Raw genomic sequence first — 14193 nt, 5'->3', positions numbered from 1 at the left:
GCTATTTGTTTCCTGCTTATCACCTTTACAAACGGTGGATTAGTCTACTGCGATAAAGGGTATGGGAGAATAAAGCAACTTTAGCCTGGAGGAAATTCTATGACTACCATCAAAAAATATGTTCATTTATTTTTAGAAAAATTTCAATCCGACCAAGTTCCTTTATTAGCAGCAGCATTAGCTTATTATTTCCTATTATCCATTGTTCCCCTTTTTTTAGTAGGATTTGCATTAGTCCCCTATTTTCCAATTAACTCGGAGGATGCCATTGCTTTTATTAACAGCGTTCTGCCAAATGAACTTGCCGTGTTATTGGAAGAAAATATTGTCAGTCTTGTCGAAGTGCCACGCGGTGGTCTTCTAACGCTAGGAATCATCGGTGCTTTGTGGTCCTCATCTGCTGCCATGAACGCTTTTATCAAAGCAAGTAATGCAGCCTACGAGGTAGAAGAAACACGAAACATGCTGCTCGTTCGTCTCACTGCCTTAGGGCTTACCTTAAGTATGATTATTGCTTTCATTATCGCAATCATTATGCCACTATTCGGCAATCTCATTCTACAATTCCTTGAGACCTTCATCGGATTAACTGCTGCAATGGGATTATTTTTTCAAGTTTTACGATGGGCGCTCAGCATAACCGTGTTGACAGGTTTTCTGGTTATTTTATATCGTTTTGCTCCTAATAAACGACTGCCGATTAAGCATATTCTTCCTGGAGCAATTACTGCAAGTATTCTTTGGCAGCTGATCTCATTCGGATTCTCTTTCTATATTAGCAATTTCAGTAACTATTCTGCAACTTATGGCAGTCTTGGTGGTATTATTATTCTGCTTATTTGGTTTTATTTAACTGGAATGATTTTCATGAGCGGAGCGATTATTAACGTTCTATACAACGCTAAACAATCAAAAGCACTAGAAAATGATCTGCATAGAGCCTCTTCTTGACATAAACCTCTTGTCAAAATAACTTGTGTTCATTTCATCCATAAATCTTTCAATTAGCGAAGAAAACCCCACGGATGGTTCAATAAATAATTCAAGTATATGACTTGCGGTTGGACCCTCCGCTTTACTCTACTAGATTTCGCTTCGCAGTATGAAAAGGCGGGTCTCACTCTAGTTATATACGGGATAATGTGCACTATTTTAAATTTGTACTTTTTAAAATGGATCTAGCTACTTCATATGCGTCTCCTAAAAAAGCTCATTCGTCATTTCTATTTCTTTTTACATTCGCCATAGCTTATAAGAATACACAAAAGTGGCTTGTTTTTTTGACTCCTAGAACTCGCCTTTTCATGCTTGACTTTTCAGTATTTTAATGATACTTTTATCTGGTAAATAATGAATTATATAGGAGTTGTCTTGATGTCGGTTTTGGTTCTTAACTAATTAATTGTATATGGTTTGTTCTGCATTTTTTGTCAATACCCCACTTTCTTGAGGGTTTATTTGGCTTGGGAAAAAAGCAGACTGCCAATTAAGTTAAGAACACTACGATCATCCATTAAATTTATGACTATTAACTTAGCTGTTTATATTTGCGGTTTTTTCTGTATTCAGAAACCATTTTGAAGCTAGAAAATCCCATTTATAGTCTATATCCTAACAGGACAGAAGATGAACGAAATGTTCAAATTCTGTCCTTTTTTGTTTAAATAAAAGCATCATTGGATGACGTTGTGCTCTTACATTTCGAATAAAACTTTATCATACCGATGGAAAGAGTGATTCCGTGAAAAATTATATAGAGAAGGCAAATACAAATTTAAATCTTCAAGAAGGAGCCAAGGTAATTGAACAGCTACTGATTGAGTGTTATATAAATCCAGGAATTTCAACAAAAAAATTGGCACGAAAAATGCTTCTTCCCGTCCCAATTGCTGTTGCCATTAAGAAAGAGTTCATAAAAGCAGGTCTTCTTATGCAAGATCGTGGTGTGCGTTGTACCCGTGAAGGAATAATATACATTGAAAATGAATTGGGGTATGGTGGGTTAGATAAGAGCTTGTACCAGAAATTAATGAACAGCCAAACCGATTGGAAAACAGAGCTTGCTGATTTATTATCAGTACTTACACAACTCTTTCAAATGCGACCGGAAGTAAATGTACAAATTGATCAGTCGAAATGCACTCCCGCAACCAGCTTACATCGAGCAATCCTTTGTCTAAGGGAGCATTCATTAATTGGCAAAACCATTATATGTATTGGTGATGACGATCTAGTGAGTGTGTCACTCGGTTTACTACTAAAACGTCTGTTCCCTTTAAAAAGCCCTAACACGAAAATTACAGTTGTAGATATCGATGAAAGGTTTTTAAACTATATTCAAGATATAATAAAGCAGGAGAAGCTGCCAATCAACTGTCACCAAATTGATTTGCGTCAAGCGCTGTCTGAGACGTTGCACGGGAAATTCGATTGCGTTTTTACAGATCCACCTTACACCCTACAAGGAATGGCATTATTTGTTTCCCGTGGTATAGAAGCAATAAAACAAGAAAAAAGTTTACCCATATTTTTATCATATGCTCATAAATCTCCTGACTTTATGCTATCCATGCAACGTGAATTTATACACATGGGGTTATCCATCAAAGAGGTGATTTTACATTTTAATGAGTATGAAGGCGCACAAATGATTGGTAATAAAGGGCAAATGATCATACTAAAAACAACAGAAGCTGCAAAGCCAATTATCTCAGGGGATTATAAAGATGCCATTTATACCGGAGAAGTAAAACAAATTTTACGAACGTATGAGTGTAAACAGTGTCATCATTCCATACTTGTTGGCATTCGGGGTGATTTCTCAACTATAGAGGAACTGAAGAACAAAGGTTGTCCCATTTGCAATAGGAATAAATTTCGCTTAATTAAAAGGAAAAAAATGGGATAGGAACAATAAGCTACGATAAGCCTTATGCATAAACTGGAAATGTAAGAAAAACATAGGTGTTTTCACATAGTTAATATGCACCAATCACAGTTTGGGATATAAAAGTATTTAATGAAATAAGATCCGAAAAAGGTACTGCACCCCGAAAGTTAGAGTTAAAAATCTAACTTTCGGGGTATTTTTGTATGGCAAAGTATAATGAAAAATTCAAGTTAACTATCGTAAAAGAATATCTAGAAGGTACTCTAGGCTATAATTTGTTAGCCAAAAACTTGCTAATCCTAACTAAGTGAGAGATACCGGTATCTAAATGCCCGATTCCTTTAGGTCATACCATTACGGCACTAATAATCAGTGGTGGATGAAAGAATCCCCACTGATTGAAGTTTTACTTTATTGTTCGTTTTTTTAATCAGCTGTTTTTCCCTAGCTTTTTATCTGCTTACTATCCCCGTCACGAAAAACTCAAACCAATTCATACCCTTTGGCGACATCGTTCTCTTGAATCCATTCTCCCATTTTAAAGGTGTAATAAATGCAGCTTGTGAACGTAACTGGCTTTCCGGCTGTAAAGCTACTTTATCTCCTATATCTAGTCCTGATGTTATTTCAATCCTGTCTCCTTCCTCAATACCTGTCGTTAGTTGCTGACGTATAACCTTACCACTTTCCGTCATCTTCCAAGCATCTTTTTGAAAGATCGCTGCTTCGTTTAGTACAGGAGCTTCTTCTGAAGTATCTGTTATGATGTCTATATCCACATGATATCCTGATAACAATTCTCTTTCTGTCGCAGATTGAAGCTGCTCTTGGTCTTCCATTTTCTTATCCTTTGTTTTTTTATCCTGTTCATTATCTTCCGTTTCGTCTGCACTATCCCTAGCTGCATCTTGTTCATTAGCCCTCTTTAGCTCAATGATAAACGGATAGATACTGGAGGTTTTTGCAGCAGCTTCTTCCTTTGGTGTTTCACTCACTTGTGTTACTGTTCCAGTTAATGACTTGTTCAACTCCATAACCTCCATATCGACAGGTAGGTTCTTTTTAACATAAACTCTTTCTTGTTCCGTTAGTTCCCCCGCCACATGCAATTCCGTACCAGAAACAGTGATAATTGGATCATTTAATTGTTCCGAAAGCTGCGTTATTATCCCTTCATATGGACTTTCAACTGTAATCGTATCACCCGTTTCCTCAAGCTCAGCTAATTGCCTGTCCACACTCGCCAATGCAGCTTGCTTCTGTGCTGCTTCTTTTTCCTTTTCCAACAAAAACTGCTGCTTTACTAAATTTGCCTGAACAGGGTCTTGGGGAATCGTAATTTTAAGCACTTCCTCTGTCCATTCCAGACCCGCATCCGCTTCTAAATTAACTTCAGGTATTTGCAACGCTGTCATTTGCGTCATTGCTTGTTCAACGGCTGCTAGTTCTTCTTCCAACTGAGTTCTCTTTTCCAGCAATTTGGACATTGCTTCTTGATAACGAGCTACTTTATAGGAAAATAGCGCATCACCAGCTTGCACCGAACTCCCTTCTTCCACTGCAAAAGCTTCAAAGCTCCCAGTTGATGGATCAAAATATACGTGATTTTCTTGTGCAGATGCTAACACACCTGTAGTATGTATTTTCTTTTCCAAATCAGATTGAAAAACCGCTGTCCAATGAGAAACATATGCAATGCGGTCTACTTTCCCATCATCATCCATATAAACCAAGAGAATATTCACACCGATAAATAAGGCAACAGCAATCATTTGCAATCGCTTTCTTGTTTTTGACATTAATGAAACCACCCATTTAGTAAGTATTGATCCGCAAATGCCAGCACAGAGGCCATAGCCCAATAAAACACGTGCAGTCCAATCACCATGAGCCATAACCAAAGCTTCTTTATTTCACAGAAAAAACCTAAATACTTCACTTGAAACCCGATAATCCAAATTTGAAATAACGAAATCATTCCAAAAAAATAAGTGAAATAAACATGTTCTGTAAGATAAGAAGCAATAATCCCGAATGATAGCGGGGAAACGTACCAATCCAGTCCATTCCACATAGCAAGCGGAATCCAAGTCAAACGTTCTACTAAAATAACGAGTAAAACCACTTGTTGCATCATCACTATTTTGCGATAAGGTATCCCGGTAACAGCATAGTAGAATAATGATGGGACAAATAAAACTAATCCTGCAAACAAAGCAGCATATCCCATTCTGCCAACCATAAACCAAAACTTCTGCTGCTCATATTCCAATGGATTGAGCTTTGCTATATTCGGTGAAAGAATTGCGGTACCCATCCCTATATAAGCCATTAAGCCATATAACAAAATCGTACAAACTATTAAAACGCCAATACCCTTCCAGAAGTTCCGAATTCTTTCTGCATGTTTTATTTGCAATAAATGGTCTTCCATTGAAAAAAGAAACTTAAACACATTGTTTTGATACGACATCCCCAACAACCCTTTTCCAAAATTACCATATTAAATGTAGAAATATTGCTTCAATTTTATCGCACAATGACTTAAAAATCTATTAATTTTGTAAATTATTGACTACGATCTATTACATACAGTTTTCTCTTCTGCGAAAAAAGGAGCTTTTCGCCAACGAAATACTTGGACAACTCCTTTATAATGTGAAAATACCTACTTAATTTAATAAATGTAAGGCTGTAATTAGCTGATAAGCATGATCATTGTTTTTTTCAAAGTGTGTTTGATTCTTCGTGAACCTCCCCGATTCCCTGACGTCGGCGCTCTGATTGGCAGCAGAAATACTTGCTTCTAAAGCAAGCATACTTGAGCATCCGCCAGAATGCTCGTTCAAGGGCGAACATGCTCAAGCTCATCGTAAAATCGGTCGTTTCCGAGCTACAGCCACGCGATTTCCACTCAACCTTGGTCGATTATATGACTACAGCCATCAAATCAAGGGACGACCAGGTTATCATGCGCACGCGATACTAAAGCGTCTTTAAAAGCAACTTTTTTATAAGTGGTGCAAAATGATTGGGCAGCTCTGCTACGTTTGGAACAAGTATCCTTTCCCTTCCATAAATATTTTGCATCAATTGATCCTCAAGCTCATCAATCTCTCCGTCGGCCAGAAACGTACCAATTACTTCTATTCCTTGCTTCCTTGCCTCTATTACTGCTAAATTCGTATCCACAATTCCATTTTGATTATAGTTTGCAGCGGCTGGCTCTCCGTCTGAAAAAACAAGTAAAAATTTATTCTTTTCTCGTCTGGCGGCAAGCTCCTCCGTGGCTACACGAATACTAAACCCATCGCGATTATCCTCTTGGGGTTCAAGTTGCATTATCTTAGGACCGTTAAATGCATAAAAAGAGTCCGTAAAAGAATGAATCACATGAAAATAGTTTGGTTGATAATGCTCCTTCACTTCCATTGCATCTTCCCAAAAACCAATAATGGAATGAGGAATATGAAAAGCTTTTAATACTTCGTGAAACAACACAATTCCACGCTTTGTTTCCTCCATTTTCCCATACATGGAAGCCGAACAATCAACTAATAACGTAAATGCGGCATCAAACTCCTTTGCCTCCTCGTTCTTTTTATAGAAAATTCGCGGTTTCTCATCAAGGAAAATGGGCAACAGTTTTCTAGATAAACGTCCAGCCATAATATCTTTTCTAGGAGCGTTCTGTTTATGCTCCAACGCCTTTTTTAGTATATTTGCCAGCTTTCGCTTATATGGCTCGACATCATCCACATATTTATCATATAGGGATAAGTCTGATTCTGTTGGGGTTACAGTTCGTTTAATCAGCTTTACTGCATCTTTATTCTCTTCTCCATATTTATCTTGATCGCGTTTCCCTTGCTTATTTTCCTGCTTATCTAGTGACTCTAGATCCGAGTAATCTTTGTTTTTGGTTTGACCTGAAGCCCCATGTATCGTTCCCATAGCTTGATCGCCATCTTCTGTTTCCCTTGCCCCACTTCCCTTCATATTGGTTTTCGTTCCAACCTCTAGTTCAAACTGCAGAAAAGTTTGCTTGCGGTTGCTGTTCTCGTTTTCTCTGTGCCATGTCGAAAACGTTTCGTCAATATATTCGTTTTTGTCTTCATCCAGCTCTTCTTTGTCGTCATTTTCCAATGGGTCCGTTCGAGTTAATTCATCAAATAATGTATTTTTGGAAAAAGCATCGACATGGCTGATTGGAAGTACAAAATAATCGTGAAGCATGTCGATATAATTATTAGCCGACAATTCTTTCAGGATGTCGAGCGAAATTCGCGCAATATCGCGCGTGTTTTTCGCTTCAAAGACTGCAAATAAATATGGGGCAAGCTTTTCGAGTTGTTCAAGCTGCTTAAAGGTCGCTCTTGGAAAACTCGGCTCTGCAACATCAGACTGGATGCGCAAATAAATTAAACAGAATAATTCATCAAGAGCAAGCCCCCTCGTTACATGGGCAGCACGGTCATTGTCAAATTGATGCTTTAAATAGCGTTTTCTTATAGCAAATTCCTCCCTCGTGCCAGGGCGCTCCTGCTTAATTCTCTCCTCGAGCCGTATATCTTCTAATAAAGCAAATAATTGTCCACCAAATTTAGACAATGACAAACCGCTTAATGTCTCTACGTATTGTTGCATTGCCTGTACATTTGTATAAAAGAGCGAGCCGATTGTTCGTAAGTAAATATCTGTTTTCAAGCCGGCTACTTGATATTCCCTTTTTGCAGTATCCCAAGTTCTGCTTGCAGTTACTTCTCGATCGACTAGGTCAATATACGAACCAAACCGATAGATAAATTTGAGATCGGGGATTCCTGATAAAACAGCAGCCAAGTCTTGTAACTGACGAAATAAATCGGTGTCTATGGTGTTATGATGAAATCGATACATCATCCATACTCCTAACTAAATAATGTTTCCGCTAAACTCATGATAAATTCCCGTTCACGATCTTCATCCAATTTATCAGCGATCGCCCGTTGAATAGCACGTCTAGCAGGTATATGTTTACTTAAATCGCAAGCATCTAATAAGGCACGAATAGAAGCTCCATCCTCTGCAATTTTCCCTTGAGCTACCGCTTGAATAAGATCATTGGACAATTTTACAAATAAATCAACCACCGTCTCGTCAGTCAGCTGTGTATTACGGAAAATTAACTGCTTTAGTTGCTCTCCTTGAATATAAGGAATTTCAATAACAATAAATCTGTTTTTTAGTGCCTCATTTAATGGAACAGTACCTACATAACCTTCATTAATTGCAGCAATAACGTTAAATCCAGTACTTGCAGTAACAATCTCATTTGTAAAAGGATTCGTAATCGAACGTCGGTAGTCAAGCACGCCATTTATAATTGGAAGTGTCTCTGGCTTTGCCATATTAATTTCATCGATATATAAAAAAGTTCCATGCTCCATCGCATTTATCACCGGACCAGGGATAAATTCGATCACTTGCTTTTCTCCCTCATAATTAAGTGTTTTAAAGCCAAGCAAGCTTTCTGCATCTATATCAACCGAGGAGTTGATGCTAAACATGGGCTGTTGAAACAGATTGGATAATGTCTCAGCAAACTTTGTTTTCCCGGCTCCAGTTGGACCTTTTAGTAAAATGTTTTTTCCCAATAAAAGAGCTGTGATAGCATCAGTGACTATTTCCTTATTCGGCGGCATATAGCCACCTTTCCTGATTAATGCTGTATAAGTTGTGGTATTTGTTTGGTAATGTTGTAATTGCTCTTTTATGCTTTCTGGTAGTTCGTCTTTGATTTGCATACGTATAAATGCTCCTTTCAGGGTTATTGTACCCTGTTTGAATGATTTACAAAAGTTAGCTGTTTCATATGGCAAGGCAATTTCTTTAAAATGGATTAGGATAAAAATCGATAACATGGAAGTTTGCACATATTTTTAACAAGCTGAATAATATAAAGGAACAGCCATCACACCAAAACAGAGCACAATCTACTTTATTAAGATTGTGCTCGGATTATATAAATTCTAATTTTTACTCTTGTTCTGCTACTTTCACCAGTTGCTTCCCGATGTTCTCACCTGTAAATAAGCCGATAAACGCATCAGGAATTGATTCAAACCCTTCTCTTATAGTCTCTTCATATTTTAACTCTCCACTGGCTATTGCTTCTCCTAATTCTTCATATGCTTCCTTAAAGTGATCCGCATAATCCCCTACTAAAAAACCTTGCATTTTGGCCCTAGCTTTAATCAAATATGTCTGTACTCGAATGCCGATATCATATTCTCCTGCTTCTAAATTATAAGAAGAAATGGCACCACATACTGGTACACGTGCAAATGTATTTAATAACGGCCATACAGCGTCGGAAATTTCTCCACCAACGTTTTCAAAGTATATATCGATCCCATTTGGACAAGCTTCCTTCAATTGCCGGGGCACATCTCCATGCTTGTATTCAATCGCATGATCATAGCCTAATGTTTTAGTAATATAGTTCGCTTTTTCCTTGGAACCAACAATCCCTATTACGTGAGCGCCTGCTCTCTTAGCCAGCTGCCCTGCCACTTGACCGACTGCCCCCGCTGCGCCTGAAATGACTACTGTTTCCCCTTGTTTTGGTTCGCCAATATGCATCATGCCAAAGTAAGCTGTCAACCCCGGCATTCCTAAAGGTCCAAGAGCAACACTTGGACGTAAGCCAAATGTATTTACCTTCCGTACTTGATTGGCCTCAACCACATGATACTCTTGAAAGTTCAGCATTCCAGTGACAATATCACCTTGTTGGAATTGCTCACTTTTTGAAGTGACAACTTGAGCCACGACACCACCGCTTAGCGGCTCTCCGATTTGGAACGGCTCTATATACGAAGGACCATCTGCCATTCTCCCGCGCATATATGGATCAACGGAAATATATAGTGTTTTTAGCAATAACTGCTCATGACCAGGATTCTCTACGTTAATCTCTTTAAATGCAAACGTATCAGCATTCGGCAATCCATTAGGGCGTTCGTTTAAAACTAGCTGTTGTTGTTTCATTATATTCCTCCTCTGCAATTTTTTAGAAAAACTTGGCTTGTCGCCAAGTCTTATGGCGGAAGCCTGTGTTTTTCTTATACTATAAACCAAAAAAATCTTATACTTTCTTATCTTTTTAGAAAATACATAATTTAGTTTTATGCTGTAACAAATCATTAAAAGATGATTTGCTTTCAAGCATGGACGTGTTTCTTATGCATTACCCGTTTTAAACAATGCTAACACGGCGAATTTATTTGTGCTACTATAAAGTGAATCTTTAATCAGTGACGAGGGTTTTCTTTCATGCCCCGCTGATTGTTAGTACCTCAAGGGTATGACCTAAAGACCTCTAAACAAATCGGGCATTTAGGTGCTGTTATCTCCCTCTTAGTCCTGTTGAAGTACAGATTATCCAACTCCTGGAGTGGGGGTCTTACAGCACATTATGCGGGATATAATTTTCGAGATAATAAAATAAACCCCTTGCTGCGTACACCAACAAGGAGTTTATTTGTTTGCATAATGGATTATTTTTACTAGAAATGCATGTTTAAAAAACACCGAAATCAGCTAAGAGTTTTTGAACATCCTTTGGCCACCAAACTAATCATTTATAAAAGGAAGCACCTTCACCCCGCTTCTCCAACCTATTGTCTGATACTTTACCCAGAGAAATATTTTAACTTAATCTTGACCGTATGTCCTTAATTGCCCGTACGTATCAAATTTTTCAACAACCTCTTCAAGTGCTTCATCTGATAAAAGGACTGGCTTACCTATACTACGTGCACGGTAGTACAACTTTGCAATAAATTCAATATCTTTCGCAACTGAAAAAGACGCAGGTAAATCTTCGCCAACTGCAATAACACCGTGATTGCCAAGAAGCAAACCTTTATCATTTCCTATCGTTTGAAAAACTTCTTCCGCTAATTCATACGTGCCGAACGTTTTATAATCACAGCAGCGAATTTTATTGCCCACTGATCCAATGATATAATGTAGCGGCAAGATCTCCTCATGTAAACAAGCAAATACGGTCGCATACTCCGAATGGGTGTGCACCACCGAGTTCACATGGGCTGTCCGTTGATAAAAAATGCGGTGCATATCGTACTCACTGGAAGGCTTACGATTGCCTTCCAACACCTCACCTTCAAGATTTAGTAGTACGATATCTTCTTCTTTAATATCAGGATAAGGAATACCGCTTGGTGAAATCAGCATCACTTGATCTTCGCGAATAAATATACTAATATTTCCGCCGGTTCCAGTCGTTAGCTTCTCTTCTAATAGTTTCTTTCCATATTCCACAATCTGTTTCCGTTTTTCAACATATTTCATTGTATTATCCTCACTCATTATAGTTTTCTCACATGATCACATAGTGAATCTTCCATCAGTGGGGGTTTTACTTCCGCAACTGATTAGTATAGTACGCAAGAGTATGACCTAAAGACCTGAACAGAATTTGGCAATCGACTTGCCAGTTAGATCCTCCACTTCTAATGCTTTAGCTTTACGCGTAGAATAAAATCAGATGTCTTACTGCCAGTTATTTGCGGGAAAACTCATCCTGTGATCCTGGTCATCCATCCTTTCCAAAGATGATTATGGCAAAAGATATGACTCATTATTCTTATTCTTATATGGATTGCTTTTTAATAAAAACGGGTCTGCTCCTCAGAAAAATATGTAGCTAAATCATAAGGAGAATAGACACCTTTATCTGTCACAATTCCGCTTATTCGCGATGGGCTAGTAATATCAAAAGACGGATAGATAGCTTGAACTCCTGTTAATGTATTGGGGATTCCCCGATACGCTAACACTTGTTTTGGATCGCGTTCTTCAATCACAATATCTTCCTTCGTCTGCTTATCTGTATCTGGAATCCCTGTAACATAGTAAGGAACTTCATAATGTTGACCGACAATAGCAATTTGATTGGTACCAATTTTATTGGCTATATGACCATCCCTTGCGATCGAATCAGCTGCTGACGTAAACACATCAATATGTTTATATTCCATTACATAGGCTACCATGTTATCAGTAATAACCGTTGTTGGAAAGCCTAAATCAATTGCACAGCTGGAAGTTAAACGTGCACCTTGCAAATAGGGACGTGTTTCTGCACAAAAAATCTCCAAATCTTTATTTTCTGATCTCGCAGCTCGCAGGAAGGTGCCGACTATAGTTTCTCCGAAGCATTGTGTTAAGACCTTTCCGTTATGAGGCATCAACTTGATTAAATGCTTACCCACTTGATCCATAATCGAATACCGGCGATTCAAAGAATCTACCGTTGATAGAAAAATAGCTTCAATCGGGTCCTCACCCTTTGCTAACGCCGCTTTTCCTACCTCGAAGCAGCCCTTTGTGATTTTTCCCATTCGATTGGCAGTGGTTGGTCGAGCACAAGCAAGCGTGTGAGCTGCTTTTTCCAAAAAAGCTACTTGCTCTGCTTCTTTTTTCCCACGCGTTTCGTAAGCTGCTAACGCCATGCCCATACCAGCTGCAGTATATGGTCCGGCGCTTTGCGTCACCATATCTGTAATCGCCTGGGCAACCTCTTGGTGAGTCGTACATTCGACAAACCGCACTTCTGTTGGATAAATCCGGCGATCTAATATTCTTACTTTGCCATTCTCATACCAAGCTACATTCTCATATGTTAATAAAAATGGCAAATCATAATCAGCACGTTGCATCTTCAACAACCTCCTAAAGTCGTAGTTAAGCCATTATCATATTAAAACGGCGGACTAATTCCGTACCTGTTACTATCTCTTTCCGTTGTGTAATTAATTCTATTCCCATCTTAAGCAGTGCACGTTCCATAGCAATACGCTCTTCTCCAATCGGCGCTTCTGACACTTCTTTTACTTTGGAATCACCGATGACACGACGAATGATTTCTGTTCCTGCATATCCTAAAGAATCAGCCATCACTTCAGCTAGGTAAGACGCCTTAAATGTTGCATTTGTATAGATTGGCAACGTTACTCGCTCATTATAAACAGCTGTAAGTTTATCCTTTACCTGATCATAAACCTCAGCAATGGTAAGTTCTAACCATGCTTGAAACTGCTTATCTCCATTGTAATAATGAGCACGCGCTAATGGAAAGAATAAATTTCCAATGACGTTTCCGATATCGTAGCCCATTGGTCCATAGAAAGCAAACTCCGGATCAATGACTTTTATACCCTCTTGGTTAATAAAAATCGAGCCAGAATGTAAATCTCCGTGTACTAAAGCTTGGGCATTGTTCATATACTTGTGTCGCAGTGTTGCCACATGACTGACTAATGCATCATTCTGATAAATATGTTCTTCTACAAACTGTTGGTTAGCTTCAATAATAATATTTTGGTCTTTGTAGTTATAATACGGCTCTGTAAACACAAGGTCTTCACTAATATCGCACATATCTACATTGGTAAAATTCTTAACCAGCTCTTTTTTCTCATGACGATCCCAGCATAAATCCGTTGTTGGCAATAGCGCCTTTGCTAAAAAGGTACTTATTTCTTCTGCGAAATTCGGAAAGATTTGTTCATCCATTAATTCATAACGTAAATTCTTAAACGCAGAGATATCCTCCATCGTTAGTGCGCTCATCGTTTCATGATAATTATAAATTTCCGGGATAAATTCCGGCACTAAGTCGTACTGTATTTTTAAAATATCTGCTTCAATTTTGTTTCGTGAAATATCCAGCGGACGACCAGAAGATCGCAGTAATACGTCCGCTTGTTTCACGACGACACTCTTTCCTGATTTTTCATCGACTACTTGAAACACATAATTAATATTACCATCGCCAATTTCACTTACCGTAAGTTTTGCATGATTAGAAAATAGCTCCAGCTCCTCCGTCACAAATTCTTTTACATCTTTATGGGACATTAAAAAATGCTGTGTAAATTTAGACATCGTACTCTCCTCCTGTTAACTTTTTTGATTGGCATATATATTTTTGAAAGCTTTAACGTACTCGTAAAATGGAATAACATTTCGTTCAAAGCCTCTAAGCTCTTTGACATGTCTTTTTCCCTAACACATGTTACTATTATTATATAAGCCGTTCTTTTATAACTGAATATAAAAGGTTTCATGGAGAAATACTCCTCATACCTTCCATGTGTAAAATATTCAAGGTACGAAAGAATATTCATTTTCGCTTTCGCTAACGAGGAACTTCCCGAAGCTAGGATAAGACGAGTCGGGCAACCGTCTTAGAAGAGAAGTTCCTGCGTATATCGATTGTTAAGCAATTCACA

At 38.3% G+C, this 14193-nt stretch carries 10 protein-coding genes; 2 read left to right on the top strand and 8 right to left on the bottom strand.

The genetic code is table 11. The features are described from left to right. The first annotated feature begins 99 nt into the window (after window positions 1-99). Both KBP50_RS01420 and KBP50_RS01415 read left to right on the top strand, forming a co-directional pair. The gene (locus tag KBP50_RS01420; RefSeq protein ID WP_050349550.1) at window positions 100-951 is read left to right on the top strand and encodes a YihY/virulence factor BrkB family protein; all 852 of its coding nucleotides are present in this window, start codon (window positions 100-102) and stop codon (window positions 949-951) included. A gap of 790 nt (window positions 952-1741) precedes the next feature. Beyond that, on the top strand, window positions 1742-2908 hold the full coding sequence (locus KBP50_RS01415; RefSeq protein ID WP_050349551.1) for a bis-aminopropyl spermidine synthase family protein: 1167 nt from the start codon (window positions 1742-1744) through the stop codon (window positions 2906-2908). A gap of 434 nt (window positions 2909-3342) precedes the next feature. Here KBP50_RS01415 and KBP50_RS01410 read toward each other — a convergent pair whose 3' ends face one another. The 8 genes from KBP50_RS01410 to mtnK all read right to left on the bottom strand — a co-directional run bounded on the left by KBP50_RS01410 (window position 3343) and on the right by mtnK (window position 13846). Continuing rightward, complete coding sequence (locus KBP50_RS01410) at window positions 3343-4689, bottom strand: efflux RND transporter periplasmic adaptor subunit (protein ID WP_050349552.1); 1347 nt, start codon at window positions 4687-4689, stop codon at window positions 3343-3345. Further along, window positions 4689-5345: a hypothetical protein gene (locus KBP50_RS01405; RefSeq protein WP_236691333.1), complete on the bottom strand. Its 657-nt coding sequence runs from the start codon at window positions 5343-5345 to the stop codon at window positions 4689-4691. Before KBP50_RS01405 ends, KBP50_RS01410 begins: the two co-directional genes overlap by 1 nt. 530 nt (window positions 5346-5875) lie before the next feature. After that, the gene (locus KBP50_RS01400) at window positions 5876-7789 is read right to left on the bottom strand and encodes a vWA domain-containing protein (protein ID WP_050349554.1); all 1914 of its coding nucleotides are present in this window, start codon (window positions 7787-7789) and stop codon (window positions 5876-5878) included. 11 nt (window positions 7790-7800) lie between these two features. Then, window positions 7801-8676 (bottom strand): AAA family ATPase, encoded by an 876-nt coding sequence (locus tag KBP50_RS01395; protein WP_050349555.1) that lies wholly within the window; start codon window positions 8674-8676, stop codon window positions 7801-7803. A 232-nt stretch (window positions 8677-8908) separates the two neighbouring features. Next, window positions 8909-9922: an NADP-dependent oxidoreductase gene (locus KBP50_RS01390; protein WP_050349556.1), complete on the bottom strand. Its 1014-nt coding sequence runs from the start codon at window positions 9920-9922 to the stop codon at window positions 8909-8911. Between the two features lie 666 nt (window positions 9923-10588). Beyond that, window positions 10589-11266, bottom strand: coding sequence for an L-fuculose-phosphate aldolase (locus KBP50_RS01385; protein ID WP_198034992.1), 678 nt, complete (start codon window positions 11264-11266; stop codon window positions 10589-10591). A 299-nt stretch (window positions 11267-11565) separates the two neighbouring features. After that, complete coding sequence (locus tag KBP50_RS01380; protein ID WP_050349558.1) at window positions 11566-12618, bottom strand: s-methyl-5-thioribose-1-phosphate isomerase; 1053 nt, start codon at window positions 12616-12618, stop codon at window positions 11566-11568. Window positions 12619-12643: 25 nt separating this feature from the next. Continuing rightward, entirely contained in the window at window positions 12644-13846 is a 1203-nt protein-coding gene (gene mtnK / locus KBP50_RS01375; RefSeq protein WP_050349559.1) for an S-methyl-5-thioribose kinase, read from the bottom strand. Window positions 13847-14193 lie beyond the last annotated feature (347 nt).

This window comes from Virgibacillus pantothenticus, from assembly GCF_018075365.1.
Taxonomy (GTDB): domain Bacteria; phylum Bacillota; class Bacilli; order Bacillales; family Amphibacillaceae; genus Virgibacillus; species Virgibacillus pantothenticus.
Note: the sequence above shows the minus strand (reverse complement) of the source record. Positions and strands in the feature narration are given on the sequence as shown.

What these genes read in the sequence shown, in the direction of transcription:
- KBP50_RS01380 (WP_050349558.1), bottom strand. Translation starts at nt 12,618, where the DNA reads ATGCAACGTGCTGATTATGATTTGCCATTTTTATTAACATATGAGAAT.
- KBP50_RS01385 (WP_198034992.1), bottom strand. Translation starts at nt 11,266, where the DNA reads ATGAGTGAGGATAATACAATGAAATATGTTGAAAAACGGAAACAGATT.
- KBP50_RS01395 (WP_050349555.1), bottom strand. Translation starts at nt 8,676, where the DNA reads ATGCAAATCAAAGACGAACTACCAGAAAGCATAAAAGAGCAATTACAA.
- KBP50_RS01400 (WP_050349554.1), bottom strand. Translation starts at nt 7,789, where the DNA reads ATGTATCGATTTCATCATAACACCATAGACACCGATTTATTTCGTCAG.
- mtnK (WP_050349559.1), bottom strand. Translation starts at nt 13,846, where the DNA reads ATGTCTAAATTTACACAGCATTTTTTAATGTCCCATAAAGATGTAAAA.
- KBP50_RS01420 (WP_050349550.1), top strand. Translation starts at nt 100, where the DNA reads ATGACTACCATCAAAAAATATGTTCATTTATTTTTAGAAAAATTTCAA.
- KBP50_RS01410 (WP_050349552.1), bottom strand. Translation starts at nt 4,689, where the DNA reads ATGTCAAAAACAAGAAAGCGATTGCAAATGATTGCTGTTGCCTTATTT.
- KBP50_RS01390 (WP_050349556.1), bottom strand. Translation starts at nt 9,922, where the DNA reads ATGAAACAACAACAGCTAGTTTTAAACGAACGCCCTAATGGATTGCCG.